The organism is Burkholderia sp. AU45274 (assembly GCF_030482505.1).
Classification (GTDB): Bacteria; Pseudomonadota; Gammaproteobacteria; order Burkholderiales; family Burkholderiaceae; genus Burkholderia.
Map to the genome: position 1 here is coordinate 517,437 of NZ_JAUJQE010000002.1, position 19,842 is coordinate 537,278.

General features: G+C 67.6%; 8 protein-coding genes and 1 pseudogene. 3 read left to right on the forward strand and 6 right to left on the reverse strand.

Annotated elements, in window-relative coordinates; translation table 11 throughout:
* Positions 1-5: 5 nt before the first annotated feature.
* The 3 genes and pseudogenes from QZM35_RS11195 to QZM35_RS11205 all read left to right on the forward strand — a co-directional run.
* On the forward strand, positions 6-3,167 hold the full coding sequence (locus tag QZM35_RS11195) for a multidrug efflux RND transporter permease subunit (RefSeq protein WP_301775909.1): 3,162 nt from the start codon (positions 6-8) through the stop codon (positions 3,165-3,167).
* A gap of 100 nt (positions 3,168-3,267) precedes the next feature.
* Positions 3,268-3,915, forward strand: coding sequence for a glutathione S-transferase family protein (locus QZM35_RS11200; RefSeq protein WP_089431113.1), 648 nt, complete (start codon positions 3,268-3,270; stop codon positions 3,913-3,915).
* Between the two features lie 215 nt (positions 3,916-4,130).
* Positions 4,131-4,295 (forward strand): annotated as a pseudogene (locus tag QZM35_RS11205) (ISNCY family transposase); the annotation flags it as partial.
* A 150-nt stretch (positions 4,296-4,445) separates the two neighbouring features.
* Here the strand turns inward: QZM35_RS11205 and QZM35_RS11210 are convergent.
* From QZM35_RS11210 to QZM35_RS11235, 6 genes are all read right to left on the reverse strand, one after another.
* Entirely contained in the window at positions 4,446-5,162 is a 717-nt protein-coding gene (locus QZM35_RS11210) for a LuxR family transcriptional regulator (protein ID WP_089431111.1), read from the reverse strand.
* A gap of 167 nt (positions 5,163-5,329) precedes the next feature.
* Positions 5,330-5,839 (reverse strand): helix-turn-helix domain-containing protein, encoded by a 510-nt coding sequence (locus QZM35_RS11215; RefSeq protein ID WP_089425478.1) that lies wholly within the window; start codon positions 5,837-5,839, stop codon positions 5,330-5,332.
* 105 nt (positions 5,840-5,944) lie between these two features.
* Positions 5,945-7,228: a beta-ketoacyl-ACP synthase II gene (gene fabF, locus QZM35_RS11220; RefSeq protein WP_206148705.1), complete on the reverse strand. Its 1,284-nt coding sequence runs from the start codon at positions 7,226-7,228 to the stop codon at positions 5,945-5,947.
* 76 nt (positions 7,229-7,304) lie between these two features.
* The gene (locus QZM35_RS11225) at positions 7,305-8,543 is read right to left on the reverse strand and encodes an MFS transporter (RefSeq protein ID WP_301775910.1); all 1,239 of its coding nucleotides are present in this window, start codon (positions 8,541-8,543) and stop codon (positions 7,305-7,307) included.
* 52 nt (positions 8,544-8,595) lie between these two features.
* Positions 8,596-18,318 (reverse strand): non-ribosomal peptide synthetase/type I polyketide synthase, encoded by a 9,723-nt coding sequence (locus QZM35_RS11230; RefSeq protein ID WP_301775911.1) that lies wholly within the window; start codon positions 18,316-18,318, stop codon positions 8,596-8,598.
* On the reverse strand, positions 18,305-19,834 hold the full coding sequence (locus tag QZM35_RS11235; RefSeq protein ID WP_301775912.1) for an FAD-dependent oxidoreductase: 1,530 nt from the start codon (positions 19,832-19,834) through the stop codon (positions 18,305-18,307). Before QZM35_RS11235 ends, QZM35_RS11230 begins: the two co-directional genes overlap by 14 nt.
* Positions 19,835-19,842 lie beyond the last annotated feature (8 nt).

Below are 19,842 nucleotides of genomic sequence, written 5' to 3' on the forward strand. Positions count from 1 at the left end.
CGCCGATGCCGTCATTCTTCATCGACCGTCCCGTCTTTGCGTGGATCGTCGCGCTCGCGATCGTCGTCGCGGGCGTGCTCGCCATTCCGCAGCTGCCGATCGCGCAGTATCCACGCCTGGCGCCGCCGCGGGTCGTGATCACCGCGTCCTATCCGGGCGCGTCGACCGAGACGGTCGATGCCGACGTCGGCAGCGTCATCGAGGAAAGCCTCGATGGCGCCGACGGGCTGCTGTACTACGAGACCAGCAGCGACGGCCACGGCAACCTCGAGATCGACGTGACGTTCGCGCCCAGCACCGATCCGGACATCGCGCTCGTCGATGTCAACAACCGGTTGAAGCAGGTCGAGCCGCGGCTGCCGCAGCAGGTCGTCCAGCAGGGGATCGGCGTGTTCAAGGCGGCGAACACGTTCCTGATGCTCGTCACGCTGACGTCGACCGACGGCACGCGCGATTCCGCGCAGCTCGGCGATTACCTGAACCGCTACGTGCTGCGCGAGCTGAAGCGCGCGCCGGGTGTCGGTGCGGCCGAGCTGTGGGATGCCGACGAGGCGCTGCGGGTCTGGCTCGATCCGGTCAAGTTGCGCGAATACGACCTCGGCGCCGACGACGTGATCACGGCGATCAGCGCGCAGAACGCGACGGTCACGGCCGGTGCGATCGGCGACGCGCCGTTCGTGCGCGGCCAGCAGCTCACCGCGACGGTCGTGGTCAAGGGCCAGCTCACGTCGCCCGAGGAGTTCGGCCGGATCGTGCTGAAGTCGAAACAGGACGGCTCGGTGGTGCGTGTGGGCGATGTCGCGCGCGTCGAGATCGGTCGCGACGACTATTCGTTCTATTCGCGGCTGAACGGCCGGCCGGCCGCAACGGTCGGCATCCAGCTCGGCCCGCGCGGCAACGCGCTCGAAACGTCGAATGCGATTCGCGCGCGGCTCGCGGAACTCTCGCGGACGTTGCCGCCGGGCGTCGCCGTCGAGATTCCGTTCGACGGCGCGCATTTCGTCAAGATCGCGATCCACGAAGTCGTGCTGACGCTCGTCGAGGCCGTCGTGCTGGTGTTCTGCGTGATGTGGCTGTTCCTGCGCGACCTGCGCTACACGCTGGTGCCGACCGTCGTGATTCCCGTCACGCTGATGGGCGCGTTCGTCGCGATGTGGGCGTTCGGGCTGTCGATCAACGTGTTCACGATGTTCGGCCTCGTGCTGGCGATCGGCATCCTGGTCGACGACGCGATCGTCGTCGTCGAGAGCGTGCATCGCGTGATGGAGGAGGGCGTGTCGCCGCGCGACGCCACGCGCCGGGCCATGAAGCGGATCGGCGGGGCGATCGTCGGCGTGACCGCGGTGCTGACCGCCGTATTCGTGCCGATGGCATTTTTCCCGGGCAGCGTCGGCGGCATCTACCGGCAGTTCGCGGTCGCGATGATCGCGTCGATGCTGGTGTCGTCGTTCATGGCGCTGTCGCTCACGCCCGCGCTGTGCGCGAACCTGCTGAAGCCGGTCGCGCGGCACGATCGCGGCGCCGGCCGTGCGCGGCGACGCGGCATCGGCGCGCGTCTGGCCGACCGGTTCGGTACGGCTTTCGCGCGCGCCGAAACCGGTTATTGCCGCGTCGCCGTGTTTGCGGTGCGCCGCACCGGCATGGTCGTGGTGGTCTACGCGGCGCTCGTGATCGCGTGCGGGCTGCTGTACTGGATGATGCCGGGCGGCTTCCTGCCGACCGAGGACCAGGGGCAACTGCAGGTGATGATCCAGTTGCCGGCGGGCGCCACGCAGGCGCGCACGCTCGCGGTCGTCGAGCGGGTGGAGGCCATCCTGCACGGGGAGCCGGCGATTGCGAACGTGACGAGCGTGATCGGCTGGAGTTTCGTCGGCAGTGGGCAGAACGTCGGGATGGCGTTCGTGGAACTGAAGGACTGGGCGAAGCGCGACGTCGATGCGATGGCGTTGCGCGACCGGCTCAACGGGCGGTTCAGTGCGATCCTCGACGGCGACGTCGAGGCGGCGCTGCCGCCGTCGGTGCGCGGCATCGGGCATTCGGACGGCTTCACGTTCCGGCTCGAGGATCGCGGTGGGGTCGGGCTCGATGCGTTGAAGGCGGCTCGCGAGCAGCTTGCCGAACGCGCGAAGGCGAGCCCATTGCTCTCGGCCGTGCATTTCGAAGACCTGCCGGACGCACCGCGTATCGAGCTCGATGTCGATCGCGCGAAGGCGTACGCGCTCGGCGTGCCGTTCGAGCGGATCGCGGGGCTGCTGGGCGGCACGTTCGGCTCGAACTACATCAACGACTTTCCGGCGTCGGGCCGGATGCGGCGGGTGATCATCGAGGCCGATCCGGTTGCACGCGCAACCGATACGCAGCTGATGGCGCTGACCGTGCCGAACCGTACCGGCGACATGGTGCCGCTGTCGGCCATTGCCGCGCCGCACTGGACGATCGGGCCGGTGATGCTGAACCGGTACAACGGCTATCCGTCGCTCGACATCAGCGGCCGGGCGGCGACAGGCACGAGTTCGGGCGCGGCGATGGCGGAGATGGAGCGGCTTGCCGCTGCGCTGCCGGCCGGGATCGGCTTCGACTGGGTCGATGCGGCGCGCGAGGAGCAGGTTGCCGCGCGGCAGACGCCGCTGCTCGTCGGGTTGTCGGTGCTCGCGGTTTTCATGGCGCTGGCCGCGCTGTACGAAAGCTGGACGATTCCGCTGTCCGTGCTGACGATCGTGCCGCTCGGCATGATGGGTGCGATCGCGGCGGCGCTCGCGCGCGGGATGCCGAACGACGTGTATTTCAAGGTCGGGATGATCACCGTGGTCGGGCTGGCGGCGAAGAACGCGATCCTGATCGTGCAATACGCGCGCGACCTGGTCGTGCATGGCGTGCCGCTGCGGCAGGCGGTGGTCGACGCGGCCGCTGCGCGATTCCGGCCGATCGTGATGACGTCGATGGCGTTCTTGCTGGGCGTCGTGCCGCTCGTGCTGGCAACGGGCGCGGGGGCGGAAAGCCGACGGTCGATCGGCACGGGCGCGTTCGGCGGTGTGCTGGCGGCGACGGTGTTCGGGCTCGTGTTCGCGCCGGTAGCGTTTCGGGTCGTGGCGTCGGTCGGGCGACGCGGCAGGCGGGCGACGGTGGCGAAACGGGATGATCGTCAGGCGGAGGTGGTGGGGGAGTGAGGTCGCTTCGACAGGTGATTTTCGAGCGTTGTGTTGATTGAATGCGATTACCGTGCAGACGAGTCACAGACATTTCAATTCAAAGAGACGAATTCAGACCATGTCCTACGTTCTGTATTACTCGCCCGGCGCGGCAAGCATGGCCGTGCACTGGATGTTGATCGAACTCGGCGTGCCGTTCGAAACGCGCCTCGTCGATATCGATACGGGGGCGCAGCATACGCCCGAGTACCTGCGGTTGAATCCCGCGGGCCGAGTGCCGACGCTGGTCGTCGATGGCAAACCGCGGACCGAATCGGCCGCGTTGCTGATGCTGCTCGCCGAACGTCATCCGGAGCCGCGCCTGGCTCCGGATCCGGGCTCGCCTGAACGTGCCGAGTGGTTCGAGATGATGATCTATCTCGCCAATTCCGTCTTGCCGGCGATGCGAAACTGGTTCTATGCGGAGACGGATGGGGATCCGCGATGCGCTGAAATGGTGAAGACGTTTTCGCAAGGGCAAATCGAGGAATCGATGGCACATCTCGACACTCTGCTGTCCGATGGCCGTTCGTATTTGATCAACGATCGGTTGAGCACGGTCGACTTCCTGGCGCTGATGCTCATGCGCTGGACGCGCAACATGCCGCGTCCGGCAACGACGTGGAGGAATCTGGCGCGCTATATCCACGAGCTTCGCGCGATGCCGACGTTCATCGAGTTGAACGCGCGTGAAGGTCTGACGGAGTGGTTGAATCCGGTTGCCTGAGCGTTTCCGAAGGCGCTCAAAAGTGCGGCAGCGGTCGGTTGGAGGCTGCTTGTCGTGGGGTTTGGGGATGAAATATCGTATTTGACATAATCAACATTATCGACAGTTTTGGTTGTAGCAGCCATATCCTAATGTCGTGTTCTGGCTATTTACAGATGTCGTGTTTTTGACTGCTGGCATGCTGGACGGCTCGTTGAGCGAGCGCGGAGCCGACCATGCAGCCAGCCGGATTGGTGACACTGACGATGCGAGAGCTTGATCGACTCAAGGTAATCCAGGCCGTGGTGGACACGGGCTTGAAGCCGGGACGTGCAGCCGAACGGCAGGCGTTGACGACCCGCCGAATTCGCCGGTTCGTCGGCAGGCCACGTGAGCACGGCAAGCCGGACGCGATCGATGTCGAGACACCGGGCGAAGGACGCTAACCGCTGTCAGGACCCGAGTGCCGCCGATCGATGACTGTTCCGTTCCCCTCCGCCAGCTTGACGGAACAATCAGACCCAAGCCGCAAGACAACCGATGCGTGCTTGTCAGACGCACAACAGCCCGAGCGAGATGGCCTTCGTCACCGCATGGCGACGGCCCTTGGCATTGAGTTTCCGAACGACATTGCCGATATGAAAATTTACGGTTCGCTCGGTGATGCCGAGAATCTCACCGATCTCCCAGCTCGTCTTGCCGGCGGAACACCATTGCAGGCATTGCCGTTCGCGCGAACTCATGCCCGACATCCGCGTGGTGCCCTGCCCTTTGGTTTCCCGCGCGATCATGGTGACCTTTTCCTCGATATACGCGCAAAGCAGACTGAGTTTCGCGGTCTGGCCGAGGTCGTGCGCCGGGATGCCTTCAGAGCCGTCGGAGGCAACGCTCAGCACGCCGATGTCGCCGCGATGGCCGCGCACCGGCAAGCTCAGGCCGTGAACGAGACCGAAGCGACGCGCGTCCGCTTCGAGGCACCGCTGCTCGCCGGAGCTGTACATCGCGCGCTCCCATCGCAGCGGCAGCGAGGACGTGCGTGCGTGGGCGAGTATCGGGTCGATGTTCGCGTAGCGGCGCTCGGCGTAGACATCCTGCCAGGCCGGGCAGTTCGAGATGATGTGACTGAAGGCCGTCTCGCCGGCGGACCCGGACGAGACAACCGAATACATATAAGTTTGGTATCCGGCCTCGCGGCAGAAACTTCCCACGTGGGCCCCGAGTTCCTCCATCGTCTGCGATTGAAGGATAGGCATGAATTCGTCTACCAATTCAAACTCCGTATTGACTCTTCACTGATCTCGAACGTAAGCACGCGTCAACACCATCGGAAACGCCGCGCTCGCCCGCCGACAAGCGGCGCCCCGCGCGGGTCGATCCGGTATTTCATGGCCGGTACTCGGGGCGAGTCCGGCTGGTGCCAACAGTACGGGAGCGGTTAGCTGCCCGACGCACTTTCGCGCAGCTCGCGCACCTGCTCGACACGTTCATGCACGGCAGCCGACGCGACCGGCCCTGCCTTGAGCAGGACGCGATCCACGGTAATCGGCTGCAGGTCATTCCTGTCGACGACCACGGACTCCAGCACCCGACCGCTCTCCCGATCGATCTGCTGAACCGCGACACCGTCGTTGACGAGGTACTTGCTCCCCCAATCGAACAGCACGACCAGCAGCGGGAACAGGTCGATGCCCATCTGCGTCAGCACGTACTCGTAACGCGTGGGTCGCGTCATGTAGCGCCGGCGCTCCAGCAGGCCCTGATCGACCAGGCGTTTCAATCTGCGCGTCAGCGTATTGGTTGCAATCCCGACACTGCGCTGGAATTCGTCGAAACGTGTGCACCCCTGCAACGCATCCCGCAGGATCAGGAGCGTCCACGATTCGCCGATGCAGTCGAGTGCGCGCGCGGTCGGGCACTCCATCGATTTAAAGCTGGTCGTTCTCATGGCGTGAAGGCTAACATCGTGACTTCTAATATGCAAGTGACTATCCGGACGGATGCCCTGTGACGTCAAGGGCATGCCGGACGGGCTGTCCGGCATGCCCCTGGATCAGGCGTCTGCCGGCGGAGGGCCGAATATCAGCGCGGCGTTCGTTCCGCCGAAGCCGAAGGAATTCGACAGCGTGTAACGCACCGGCCGCGACTTGCTGCGGTTCGGCACCAGATCGAGGCCGTCGCATTCGGGGGCCGGGCGATCGAGGTTGATCGTCGGCGGTGCGACCTGGTCGCGGAGCGCCAGCAGCGCGAACACCGCTTCGACGCTGCCGGCGGCGCCGAGCAGGTGCCCGGTCGACGCCTTCGTGGCGGACACCGACGCACCACCGAACAGATGCTCGCCAAACACGCGTTTCAGCGCGGCGATCTCGGCCAGATCGCCGGCGGGCGTCGACGTCGAATGCGCATTGATGTAGTCGATGGCGTCCGGCTCGATGCGCGCACGCTTGAGGGCGGCCAGCATCGCGCGGGCCGCGCCGTCGCCATCATCCGGCGGCGCGACGATGTGATAAGCGTCGCCCGACATGCCGTAACCGATCACTTCCGCGTAGATCCGGGCGCCGCGCGCCAGCGCATGCCCGTATTCCTCGAGGACGACCATGCCGCTGCCCTCACCCATCACGAAGCCGTCGCGGTCGGCATCCCACGGCCGCGACGCACGCTCCGGCGTGTCGTTGAAGCCCGTGGACAGCGCTTTCGCCGCGGCAAAACCGGCGATCCCGACCTCGCACACGGCGGCCTCCGCGCCCCCCGCGATCATCACGTCCGCGTCGTCGAGCGCGATCAGGCGCGCCGCATCGCCGATCGCATGGGCACCGGATGCGCATGCCGTGACCGTTGCGTGCGTCGGGCCGCGAAAGCCGTACTTGATCGAAATCTGGCCGGCGGCCAGGTTGATCAGGTTCGACGGAATGAAGAACGGCGACAGCCGCTTGCCGGGCGCACGCTCGATTTGTCGCGATCCAGCCTCGATGCCCGGCAGGCCGCCGATACCCGCACCGACCATGACGCCGGTGCGATTCTGCAGCGCCCGGTCGTCCGGATGCCATTGTGCGTCGTCGAGCGCTTCCGTGGCGGCCGCGATCGCATAGACGATGAACGGATCCATTTTCTTGACTTCCTTCGCCTCGACCCATTCGGTCGCATCGAAGCCGCCGTCGCGCGCATTGCCGGCGGGAATCAGCCCGGCGATCTTGCAAGGCAGGTTCGACGTGTCGAAGCGATCGATGGTCGTGATACCGCTTCGACCGGCGAGCAGGTTCCGCCACGAGTGTTCGACACCGACGCCGAGCGGAGTCACGAGGCCGAGCCCCGTCACGACGACACGCCGCAATCCCAGCGGATGAGGCAGTTGGGGAGTGTTGGGATTCATTGAATTCTCCAGTTGGTTCGCGGTGAATGACCTTGACGCGGGCTCATCGGCTGACCTCGAGTTCGATCGCCTGGTTGCAGAAGCGGCCGCCCAGCACACACGCCGACACGAGCACGAGCGCGGACGTCGCGACCGGGAGGACGATCGAGTGCGGCTGCAGCAACGAGGTCACGATCGGGGCGACGCCCCAGGCAAGCGCATTGATCGACGAGACGACGCCCAGCACCTGCCCCTGATCGTCGGCGGTCGCGCGGTTCGACGCGATGCTGAGCAGCGTGACATAGCAGTTGGAGACGGCGAGCGCGAGCAGCGGCACGGCCGCCCAGAGGCTGATGGGGGCGTCGACCAGCATCACCAGTGCGATCAGGACCGGTTGCGCGATCAGGCTGCCCATGAGGTTCTGTCGCGGTGAAAACGCCTTCGCCAGTGCGGGAATGATGAACAGCAGCGACACGGCGAAGCACGCCGAGTAGAACGACAGCAGCATCGCCTCCCAGAACGCGTCGAATCCATACCGCAGCAGGGAAAAGGCCGACATGTAGTTGAAGAAGATGTAGTAGCCGGTCAGGAACACCGCGAGGATGACGAGCGGCGTGCGGAGTACCGGCGATGCCGCATTCGCGACGATGCGACGCCATGCGCCGGTGCGTCGCGCAGGCGTGGTGCCGTCGTGTGCGCGACGATCGGAGAAGAACGCGATCACGAACGCGAGCGTGAGCGCCGCCAGGGCGGCACCGATGACGAACGGCAGTGCGACGCCGAACGCACTGCCGCCCGTGCCGGAAAACACCCCACCGATGACCGGCCCGATCGCGAATCCCACGCCGTTCGCCGCAGTGATCATGCTGAGGTTGCCGGCTTTCGTGTCGGGCGTGCTGATGTCGATGACGGCCGCCTGCGCAACCGGCAGGCTCGCGGCGGTCAGGCCGCAGATCGCGCGGCCGACGAGCACCCCCCACAGACTGCCGGCGTACACGCCGGCAGCGGTGCCGAGCATGCCGAGCGCGTTGCCGCCCAGGCACAGCAGCAGCACACGTTTGCGGCCGTACCGATCGGACATGTCGCCGAGCAGCGGCGACGCGGCGAACATGGCCAGCGGATAGAGCGCCAGCACGATGCCGTAGATCTGATAGCGCGTGGCCTCGCTCACCGACGCGGCAAACAGGCCGGTTTCGTTGTTGAGCAGCATCGGCGTCAGCGCGGGAAACACGATGCCGATTCCGGCGGCATCGACAAAGATGGTCAGGAACAGCGAGGCAATGGCAAGTTTGGATGTCTTCATGGTCAGCGTGCGGACGGACGGGCAACCGTCCGTCCGGGTTCAGGGAAAGGGATCAAAGCGCCGCGAGCCGGTCCAGGCAAGCTGCGGTCGTGTCGAGCAGCCAGTTGCCCGAGTCGTCGGCGGCCGGCATTTCCAGCCGGCCGAGTTCGTCGAGATACGCGGCATGTTCAACGGGCCGCCCGCACCCCACGCCGTCGCCGAGCGCGCTGTACAGCGGCAACATCCTGAAGAACGGATCGGATTCGGGCGTCTCGTCGCGGGCGCGGGCCACCCATTCGGCGGCCGGTATCCCGCGCAGCGTCGACCCGTTGCGCAGCCGCGCCACGATCGCGCAAAAATCCAGATCGTCGATATGGACGTTGCGCACGGCCGACATCATGGTGACCTTGCTGCGACGGACGATGTAGCGGGCCACGTGTTCCGTCGGCATGACCGGCACCGCAACGGGAAGATCCGGGTAAGCGCCCATCGCCACGCACTTATTGCTGAACGCGACGAAATGGTTCTGCCGTTTCAGGTTCGGATCGCGGTCGTCGATCAGCAGCGGCAGCCGATAGATCGACGTGGGATAGCCGTGCAGTACCGATTGCGCGAAGCAGGCTTCCGCCACGAACTTCGAGCGTTCGTAACCCGACGACAACGCGCGGATCGCCGCGTGGTCGAGCCATTGTTCTGGTAGCGATCCGAGCTCCGTGTACTGCGTCGAAATGTAGTGCACGTGGGCGACTTTCGCGGCCGCCGCAAACGCCAGGACGTGCCGGCTCGCGCCGACGTTGCCCTCGCGCATGAAGGCGTAGTCGGCCGCGTGATTGACGTGCGCCGCGCAATGCACGACCTGCGTGACATGGGTCAGCAACTGCGCATGGCTGTCGTCGTCCATGCCGAACCGCGGCAAGGTTGCGTCGCCGCGGCAGATCCGGACACGCGCGACGGGCAGCGCGCCGCCGAACATGGCACGGTAGCGGGCGTCGAGACGCGCGCGCGCGTCGGCGTCGTCGTTGCCGCGCACCAGCACGTAGACGTCCGCGTGCGTTTCCTCGAGCAGCATCCGCAGCAGCCAGGCGCCGAGGTGCCCGGTCGCGCCGGTCAGCAGATAGGCGTCCGCTGCCTTCGCCGCCGTCCCCGTGAATGCCGGCAGCGTCGCGGCGGCCGCCAGATCCGCCGCATACGGCGCATCCTCCTGCCGGTTGACGGCGTCGTTCGTCGTCGTCGCCCCGTCGGGCCGGTGCGCACATGCGGCAAGGAAACCGTCGATCGTCGGGTTGGTCAGGAAGCGGCTGAAATCGACCTTCAGCGCGAGCTCGCGTTCGGCGGCGAGGACCATGCGCGTCAACGACAGCGAATCGCCGCCGAGCTGGAAGAAGTTCTCGCGGGTCCCGATCGAGGCCAGGTCGAGCTGCGTCTTCCATAGCGTGCACAAGGCCGCCTGTTCCGGCGACAACGCCTCCGCCGCGTCGGCGGGACGCCGTGCATCGGCGTCCTGCTCGATCCGGGCCAGCACGCGTTCCGTGAGTGCCTTCCGGTCGACCTTGCCGCTGCTGTTCGACGGAAATGCGTCGAACAGCATCAGGCGCCACGGCACCATGTAATCCGGCAACCGCGCTTTCGCGCCGGCCAACACGGCAGGCTCGTCGAACCCGTCCGCAATGACGCAGCCGACGATCTGCCGTCCGACTGACGAGGCGGCGCCGACATCGACCACGAGTGCGCTCGCGTGACGGACGCCCGGGTGCGACATCAGCACGTGTTCGATCTCGCCCAGCTCGACCAGCAGCCCGCGCAGCTTCACGCGGAAATCGTTGCGACCGATGTAGTCGAGTTCGCCGTCGCGCCGCCATTTGACGATGTCGCCGGTGCGGTACATGCGCGTCGCACCGTCCTGGTACGGATTGGCGGAGAACGCGTCGGGCGCCTTGAGCGTGCCGATGTAGCCGCGCGCCACGCCGCTGCCGCCGAGGTACAGCTCGCCGGGCACGCTGGGCGGCACCGGGCGGCCGCGTGCGTCCAGCACCCAGCAGCGCACCCCGTCGCACGCGACGCCGATCGATGCGCCCGGCCCGTCGGGTACCCGGGTGCACGCATGATGCGTCGCATAGATCGTCACTTCCGTCGGTCCATACAGGTTGTTGAGCGTCGTGGTCGTGCCCGACGCGAGCCACGCGCGCACCACGGGCTGCATCAAGGCCTCGCCGACCGAAATCACATGGCGCAGCGTCGGGCAGCGGGTGAGCGGCTCGAGCAGCAGGTTCAGCAGCGACGGCACGGTGCTCATCATGGTCACGTCGTGGCGTACGCACACGGCGGCGTGGCCGGCCGGCCCGTCCGTTTCGTCCATCAGCACGACGACCCCGCCCGTCATCAGCGGCAGGCAGAATTCGGGCACCGAGATATCGAACGTCAGAACCGTCCCTTGCAGGAACCGGTCGCGCGCCGAGAAGCCGAAATGGCGCTCCATCCAGCGCAGGCGCTGGGTCAGGCCCAGATGCTCGACCAGCACGCCCTTCGGATTGCCGGTGCTGCCGGAAGTGAACAGCACGTAAGCGAGCTTGCCGCCGCGCTCGGCGTAGTCGCCGTTCGGTTCCAGTCGAGCGTGATGCTGCACGCGGCCGGCTTGCACGACGTCGCAGTCGATCGCGGTGTGGTCCGCGCGAAGCACGACGTTGCACAGCCCCAGCGCGTCGCGCTCGGCGAGCGCCTGCCGCACGTCGTCGGACAGCCGGTGCCGTTGCGTCAACACCATTGCGCAGCGGGCCGTGTCGATCATGTAGCCCGTGCGCGCCGCCGGATGCTTCAGGTCGAGTGCGACGTACGCGGCAGCGCATTTCCAGATCGCGAGGATCGCGATGACGGATTCCGGGCACCCGAAACGCGGCATCAGGATGCCGACGGTCGTCTCGCTGCCGACGCCCTGGCTTTGCAGTGTATCGGCCACCGTATCGGCCAGCGCGTTCAACTCACGATAGGTCAGCCGTCGTTCGCCCCATTCGATGGCGACCGCATCCGGCGTCTCGTGCGCGCGCCGTGCGAACTGCTCGTGCACGCATGCCGTGTCGCCCGGATCGACATCCCGCGTGTCGCGCGGCACCGGGCCGCGCCCGGATGCCAGCAACCGCAGTTGGTCGGCGGCCAGCATCGTGATCGAGCCCACTTCGCGTTCGGCATGACCGGGGTCGGACAACGCAACCAGCAGCGTCGCGTAATGCTCCGCAATCTGTTCGACCGTCGCGCGGTCGAACACGGCATCGGCGTACTTGAGGTCGATCGCCCAATCGTGCTGACGTTGCGTCACCCATGCACTCAGGTCGAATTGCGCTTCCTGCTGCGTGATGTCGAGCGGTGTCGCGTCGCACCGGGCACCGACGTCGACCACCATCTCGGAGGCATCGAAGTAGTTGAAATACGTCTGGAACAGCCCTGCCGAACTGCTGGCGGAGCGCAGGCGTTCGTCGCGCATCAACAGCGCGAGCGGGACGTCCTGGTAATCGACCAACTCGAACAGTGCACGCCGGACCCGGTCGACCGCCGCCGTGACGGTCTGGTTTTCGTCGACTTCGCTGACGAGCGGCAGCACGTTGACGAAATGGCCAACCGTGTTGCGCCAGCGTTGTGCCGAACGACCGTTGAACGCGACGCCCGTGATCACGCGATTCTGGTTCGAGTATCGCGCGAGCAGCAACAGCCACGTGGCAAGGTGCACGGCCGCGCGTCGTCCGCCCGGCATCGCGTTGAGCTGGTCGGCCAGGCGCCGCGACACCGGTACGCGCACCGTGCCGCCGGTCTTCGCGCCCTGCTCCGTGCGCACCCGATCCACCGGCAGGTCGACGCTGACGGGTACGCCGTCGCCGTCGATGATCCGCTCGACGAAGAATGCGCGTGCGGCCGTCAGGGTCGTCGCATCGAGTGCCCGTTGCGTGGCCACGAAGTCGCGATAGGGTGCATCGGAATCGACCAGCGGTGCCGTGGTGCCGCACATCGCCTGAAGAAGCTGGACGCCCACGATGAAAATGGTCGCGGCATCCATCACGAGGTGATTCGACGTCACGACCAGATACCATTCGTGCGGCGACACGCGCAGCACGTTCACGCGGGTCGCGAAGTCGGTCGCGAGGTCGGGCGACGCGGCCAGCAACGCCTGGATCCGCGCGTCGACGTCGACACCCGATGCGGCGTCCTCGGTCGCGATCGCGCAACGCGAGAGCGTTTCGTCAAGCGCATGAATGACGTATCCCGGCTCGTGCTCGACTTCGTCGAACGTCGCGCGCAGCAACTCGTGTTCGCCAAGCAGCGCGCGCCATCGCGCCGCCAGCCGATCCAGGTCGAGCCCCTCGCCGGCCACGCGCCAGCCGACTGCGCAGTTGTAGGCGCGGCTGTCGCGGTGGCGGATCTGCTCGTACCAGATCGCAAACTGATTGTACGAAAGCGGTACGCGGGCCGGTGCACCGCCCTCCTTCACGGGCGCGGCCTCGGCGTGAGCCGTCGCCGTCGCCTGGCTCATCGACTCCACCAGCCGGTCATGGATATCGGCGAGCGTCGCGCTGTCGAAGAACAGGCTCGCGGGCAGGCTCAGCCCGAGCCGCCCCTGCAGTTCGCTGCGAATCCGGATCGTGCCGACCGAATCGAGCCCGAGTTCGTCCAGCGTCGACGTCCTGGCAATCTGGTGCGGCGCATGGCCCGTTTCCGCGGCGATCAGCCCGGTCAGCAGCGCGAACGCGCCGTCGGCTGTCGTCGTGGCCGACGCCGGCCCGATCGCGGCCGCGTCGCGTGTCGCGAGCGTGTCGCCCGATCGTGCGGGCGCTTCCGGGACGACGCGATAAATCGCCAGATGCGCACCGTGCCCGATGCGCGCCATCGCGGCGGTCAGTGCCGCGCACGCGGCTTGGGGGGCGAGCGGTTGCAGCCGTCGCAGCGAGCGCGACGGTGTACGCGCCCCCACCCGCTTCAACATGCCGGTGTCCGCCCACGGCCCCCAGTCGACCACGATGGCCGGCAGGCCGAGCGAAGCACCGTGCGCGGCCAGCCGTTGCAGCCCCGCGTTCGCGATCGCATACGAAATCTGGCCCGGCGACTCGACCAGCGACGCCAGCGACGAGAAATACACGATGAACCCGATCGAAGGCTGCCCGCACGCGTAGTCGTGGAGCACCGACGCCCCGCGCAACTTGGCGCCGAGAACGGTGTCGAGTTGCGCCGCGTCGGTGTCCAGGATGTTCCGGTCGGCGGTCGCGCCGGCCAGGTGAAAAATGCCGTCCAGCGCGCCGGCATGGGCAGTCAGCCACGCACCGTCGACCTCGGCGGCGGCCAGATCCGCGACGAGCAGTTGAATCGTCGCGCCGGACCGCTCGCGCAGGCCCGCCACCCATCGGTGATCCTCGTCGTCCGGCGTCAACGCGCGTCGGCGCGTCAGCACGAGGTTCCGGCATCCGCAATCGTCGACAAGATGGTCGACGAGATGTTTGCCCGCCCCGCCGAACGCACCGGTCACGAGGTAGCGGCCGTCGCTGCGCGGCTGCAGCGCGTTATCGCCGTCGACTTCCGGCAGGCCGGCCACGGTTTCGCGGCGCGCCAGCCCCGCGTCGTCGATACGCCATAGCGGTGTCGCGATGCGCCGCGACGTGATGCCCGGCTTGACGTCCCGTACCGCGAGGATCGCGTCGACGACGCGATCGCCCGCGACGGCGAATTCGAGCTGTGCCGCGTCCAGCGCGGGCAGTTCGGCCTGCAAATGAACCGCGAGCGCCTGCATCGTCGCCGCGCCCAGCACGTCCGGCGCGGCGTGACCCGTCTCCGTCACGAGGCAGACTTGTAGCGGCTGTCCCGGTTGTCGGTCCGACACCGTCTCGATGCTGCGCCGCACGTCGCGAACGAAAGCGGCGACCGTGCCGTAGGACGCTGCGCCGGACAGCCACGCGTGAGGCGCCCAGACGACGATCGTGCGTACTCGCGCACCGTCCGCCTGCGGTTCGTCGATCGGCTTGCCGTCGCGCTGCGACTCCCCCGGCAACGCGAGCAAGCGGCTTGCTGCCCCGCGCGTGGCAAGGCCCTCGTGCCAGCGATCGGGCGCCGGTGCATCCGCCGGTGCGAGCAACAGCCACGTTTCGCCGGTCAGCGACGCGCCGGCCGGCAATGCCGGGACACCGTCGCGCACCCATTCGACCCGGAAGTGCACGTCATGGCGCTCGGCGGCGCTTGCCGACAGGCGCACGCAGGTCACGCCATGCAGTATGGCAACGTCCCGGCCGGATTCGTCCTGGACGAGCACGTCGCCGACCAGCATCGTGTCGCTCGACTCCCGAAGCACGGCCCGGCAAGTCAGCGCCGACGACCAGCGCGCGTGCGGATCGATCCGGATCGACTCGAGTGCGACGGGGGCATAGGCGCTTTCCGGACGGCCTCGGCATACACCGAGCGACTGGAAGCACGTGTCGATGAACGCACTGTGACTGAGCGGCAGCGCCGGCTGCGCGTCCGGCGGTGCGATGCGGCAGCGTACCTCGGTGTCGCTGACGCGCTGGTAGGCGGCGATCCGCTGGAACAGCGGGCCGTACTGGACGCCCCGACGCGCATATTCGTCAAAGAACGCGTCCGGTCGCGCCCATTCGCCTGGCTGCTCGTCGAACCGGCCGCTCGACGGCGGCAGCGGCGCGTGTTCCGCTGCGACGTGCACGCGCGCCAGTTCGGCATCGCCATCGCCCGGCAGTCGATAGACGATCGTGTAGCGGCCATCGTGCGCGGGACCGGTCACCTGGCAGGCCACCTCGTGCGTCGCCGCCGGATCGTCGAAGGCGAGCGGCCGGCTGACCGTCAGATCGTCGAGCTGAATCATCGCGCCGGCAGGACCCTGTCGGGGCGTTTGCGCGATAGCCTGCATCGCGAGCGCGACACCTGTCGACAGGTAGAACGCGCCGGGTACGATCGCCCGGCCGTGAATCCGGTGCTGATTGATCCAGTCCAGCGCGGGCGTGCCGAGGTCGACCTGCAAGGTCGCGCGAAAGTCGATGCCCGACCAGGCCGGCGCATCGCGCAGCGGCTGTGGCGGCGCGGCGCGGGTGCTCGCGCGGGAGACGGTGTGCGGCCACGACGCCGGTTGCAGCAGCGTGTGGTCGAAACGATATGTCGGCAGTTCGACGAACGGCTCGGCGGCCCGCGCATCGCCGAATGCCTGCATGGCCTTCCGGATGTCCAGTGCGCCGCCTTCCGCGAGGCGTCCTGCAGCACGCAGGAACGTTTCGTCGTCGGCGCCGCGCCGGTCGATGCTGGGCAGGCACGCCAACCCGCGCCGTGCCGCCCGCGCGGTGGCCGCGACGAGGCCGCAGAGCACCGGACGCGGCCCGATTTCGAGCACCGCGTCGACGTCGTCGCCGACGAGCCCGGCGGCGGCCGCTGCGAAATCGACGGGCCGCACGATCTGTTCGGCCCAGTAGGCCGGCGAACCCGGTGCCGCGTCCATTTGCACGGACCCGACCCACCCTTCGACGGAACTCACGAAGCGGACGGACGGTCGCGTCGCCGCGACGTCGCCGGCCAGGAGACGCGCCGCATGCGCGGCGAATTCGTCTGCCGCGGATTGCATCAGCGGCGTATGAAACGCGCCCTGCGTGTCGAGCGGCAGGGTCGTCAGGCCTTGCCGCCGGGCATGCTCCGCGGCGGCCAGCACGGCCGCCTCGGACCCGGCGATCACGGTCGATTCCGGTGCGTTCAGCGCCGACAGCCACAGCGCGGCCGACGGCAGGCCGTGATTGACCTCGTCGATCAGTGCCTCGACGATCTGCCGCGGCGCAGCGATCGACAGCATCTTTCCGGGGCTGACCGTACACGCCCGCTCCATGGCATCGGCGCGCGCCAGCACCAGGCGGGCCGCCGTGTCGAAGTCGAATGCGCCGGCGAACCACGCCGCCGCATATTCACCGACACTGTGCCCGAGCACGGCGTAGGGCCGGCACCCGAGTTCCTGCCAGAACCGCGCGAGTGCGCATTGCAGGACGAGCAGCGAGAGCTGGGACGTCCGCTGTTCGCGCACGAGCGGCAGCGCCGCGCCCGCAGCCTGCCCGGTGGCCAGCATGCGCGGCAGCAACGGCGTGCTCCAGCCGACGATGCGGTCGACGTGATCCGCGAATTCCGTGAGTAACGCGCGGAATCGCCGGTTGGCGTCGAACAGTCTGCGAGACATGCCGGCGTACTGGCTGCCCTGCCCGGTGAAGACCATCGCGACGCGCTGCAGCCGCGTCGTCGGGGCCGGTGCGGCGCAACGCTCGCGCAACCGTTCGACCAGTTCGGCCGGGTTGCCGGCCGCGACCGCGATCGACGCATGCGGCCACACCTGGCGGTTCGCCAGCGCCGCGTCGCACAGCGCGTGCAGGTCGATATCGGGCGATGCCTCGATCGCATCCGCATAGGCGTCAGCCAGCGCCTGAACCGACGCCGGCGTGCGGGCCGACAGGAACAGCAGGCTTGCGCCGCTGCGGCGCTCCGCCGCCGGCGTGGCCGCACGATGGGCGCGCGACTCGCCCAGCACGACGTGCGCGTTGGTGCCGCTCATGCCGAACGAGCTGACACCCGCGATCAGCCGCCCGTCCGGATCGCCAGGCAGCCAGTGCGTGGCAGTCGCAGGGATCACGCCCTGGAAGCGGGCAAGCGGCAGATCCTCGCTGATATCGTCGGCCATGCAATGCGGCGCGAGTTGCCGCGCGGACACGCACAGAGCCGCCTTGATCAGGCTCGCGATCCCGGCGCTTCCCTCGCAATGGCCGATATTGGCCTTGACCGCCCCGAGATACAGCGGATGCATGCGCTTGCCGAACACGTCGGCGAGCGCCGACAGCTCGATTCGATCGCCGAGGTCGGTGCCGGTCCCGTGTGTTTCGACATAGGAGACGTCGGCCGGCGTCAGCGCGGCGCTCGACAGCGCGTCTTCGATCACGCGGCGCTGGGCGGCCTGCGAAGGCGCGGTGATGCCGTTGCTGCGGCCGTCGCTGTTCACGGCGCTGCCGAGCAGGTTCGCGTAGATCCGCTTGCCGGTGCGCACGGCGTCCGATTGGCGCATCAACACGACGGCGCCGATGCCTTCGCCGCGCGCGAAGCCGTCGGCGTGTCGCGTGAAGGTCTTGCAGCGACCGTCGGCGGCCAGCATGCCGGCCTGTGCCAGATCCACGCTGTAATCGTGCGTCAGCATGAGCGACGCGCCGGCCACGATCGCCGCGTCGCATTCGCCCGCGGCCAGCGCGCCGAGTGCCTGGTGAACCGCCACCAGCGACGACGAGCAGGCGGTATCGACGACGAATGCCGGGCCTTCGAGGCCGAGATGATAGGCGATCCGCCCCGCGGCCATGCTGCCCAGCGCGCCGCGGCTCAGGAAGCCGTTGTAGTCGTCGCTGCTCGCCATCCGGCGTGCATAGTCGAGCGTACTCAGGCCGACGAACACGCCCCAGCGCTGCTTCCTCAGCGACGACGGGTCGATGCCCGCGTCCTCGATGGCGTGATAGCTCGTTTCCAGCAGCAACCGATGCTGCGGATCCATGTAGATGGCCTCTTTCGGCGCGATCGAGAACACCGCCGGATCGAATGCCCACGGCGAGCGGGCAAGGAAGCCTCCGTGCAGCGCTTGCGGCGGCGTCGCGGCGCCGTCCGCGCCGAAACGGCCGGCCGGCATCGGCCCGGTCGCTTCCCGCCCGTCCAGCACCACGGCACGGAAAGCATCGAGCGAATGGGCGGTTCCGGGCAACTCGCACGCCATGCCGACAATGGAGATTTCCTCCGGTACCCGTTCACGCTGCTTCATTGCTCGACTCCGTCGTTGCGTTGTGTTTTTCCGTTCCGTTCTGCGCGTCGATCTGTTGCAGCATGCATTGCACCGAACGGCAGGCGCCTTCGAAGAAGCCCTGCAGGTCCGAATAGGCCTCGCCGCAGATATGCACGCGCCGGTTGGCCGGATCGGCGCCGATGCCGAAGGCGGCCAGTTGCCGAATCACGTCCGCCGAGCGGTAGCCGGGACGCCAGAAGTGCACGCCGGCGCCGAACGGCGCCATGCTCCAGTCGCGGATGCCCCATTCGAGGATGCGCGGCGTGTCGTCGCGCGAGAACGTCTGCTGCAGCGTCCGGACGAGCGCCGCCTTCAGGCGCTCGCCCCGGTTGCGGTACGGGGCCGACTGCCAGCCGCGGCGGCCTTCTTCCGTGTCGATCAGGTTGGCCCAGTACTGATGCCACGGTTCATCGCTGTAGAACATCGCCATGCCGTACCGTTCCGGCTGGCTGGGGTGGACCTCGAAATGAGCGGCCCGGACCATCGCGCCTTCGCCGCTGCCTGGCGGCGTGTCGGCGTTCCACCACGGGTCCTCGACCACGCAGCATGCCCACGTGATCGGGAACGGGACGACGGCATCGAGGCTGGCGGTCACGGCCGGCGGCAGGCAGCGGCCAAGCGCCCGGAGCGGGCGCTGCGGCAGCGCGAGCACGACGCGCCCGCACCGGACGACGACGCGGCGCCGCTCCGCAGTCGACACGTCTTCGATCGTCGCGGCGATGGCGCCGTCGGGCTGCTCCGACAAGTCGACGAGCGCGTGATCCACGACCACGTCGACGCCCAGTGCGCGCACCGCGCGCCCCGCGTAGTCGATCAGCGTCTGCATGCCGCCGACCGGCAGGTAGGACGGACGCTCGAGCAGGCGCAGGTCGAGCAGCGTCGCGATCCATTCCGCGGCATTCGGATTCGCGTTCTTGAAGTTGTAGAACGCCCCCTTCTCGCGCGTGAACTCGACCGCTTCATGGCTCAGTACGTTCGACAGCACGTTCCAGATACCCTGCTGGTAAAGCGGCACGCCCCCGAACCGGGCGTCCGTCCGGAATCTCGCCAGTGCCTCGGCCCGGCCGGGCCGGTCGAAGCGGTCGCCGTCGAGGTCCCACTGGTCGGCGACGATCACGCGCACCGCATGCATCAGCAGCGCCCAGGGCGGATCGTGCGCGCGCGGATCCGCCAGCAGCGCGCGCTCGTCCTCGGTCAGCTTCGCCGCACACGGACGGATCGACGAACCCGCCTCGTGCGACGAAATGGGTTGCACGGGGACGCCCAGCGCCTGCACGAAGGCGTCGACGAGCGGCTGAAGATCGGGCTCGATTCGCACGGCGCCGTATTCCGCACGGAATGCGCCGGCGAGCATCTCGTCGGTCTGCACCCGGCCGCCGATGCGAGACAGCATCTCGACCAGGCGAACCCGCAGTCCGGGGTGACGCTTCTTCAGTTCATAGGCGGCATACAGGCCAGCCAGACCGCCACCGGCGATCAGTACATCGGTATCCAAATGAATTC

Coding starts and splice junctions, on each gene's coding strand:
- QZM35_RS11195 (WP_301775909.1), top strand. CDS start 6: ATGCCGTCATTCTTCATCGACCGTCCCGTCTTTGCGTGGATCGTCGCG.
- QZM35_RS11200 (WP_089431113.1), top strand. CDS start 3,268: ATGTCCTACGTTCTGTATTACTCGCCCGGCGCGGCAAGCATGGCCGTG.
- QZM35_RS11215 (WP_089425478.1), bottom strand. CDS start 5,839: ATGAGAACGACCAGCTTTAAATCGATGGAGTGCCCGACCGCGCGCGCA.
- QZM35_RS11225 (WP_301775910.1), bottom strand. CDS start 8,543: ATGAAGACATCCAAACTTGCCATTGCCTCGCTGTTCCTGACCATCTTT.
- QZM35_RS11230 (WP_301775911.1), bottom strand. CDS start 18,318: ATGAAGCAGCGTGAACGGGTACCGGAGGAAATCTCCATTGTCGGCATG.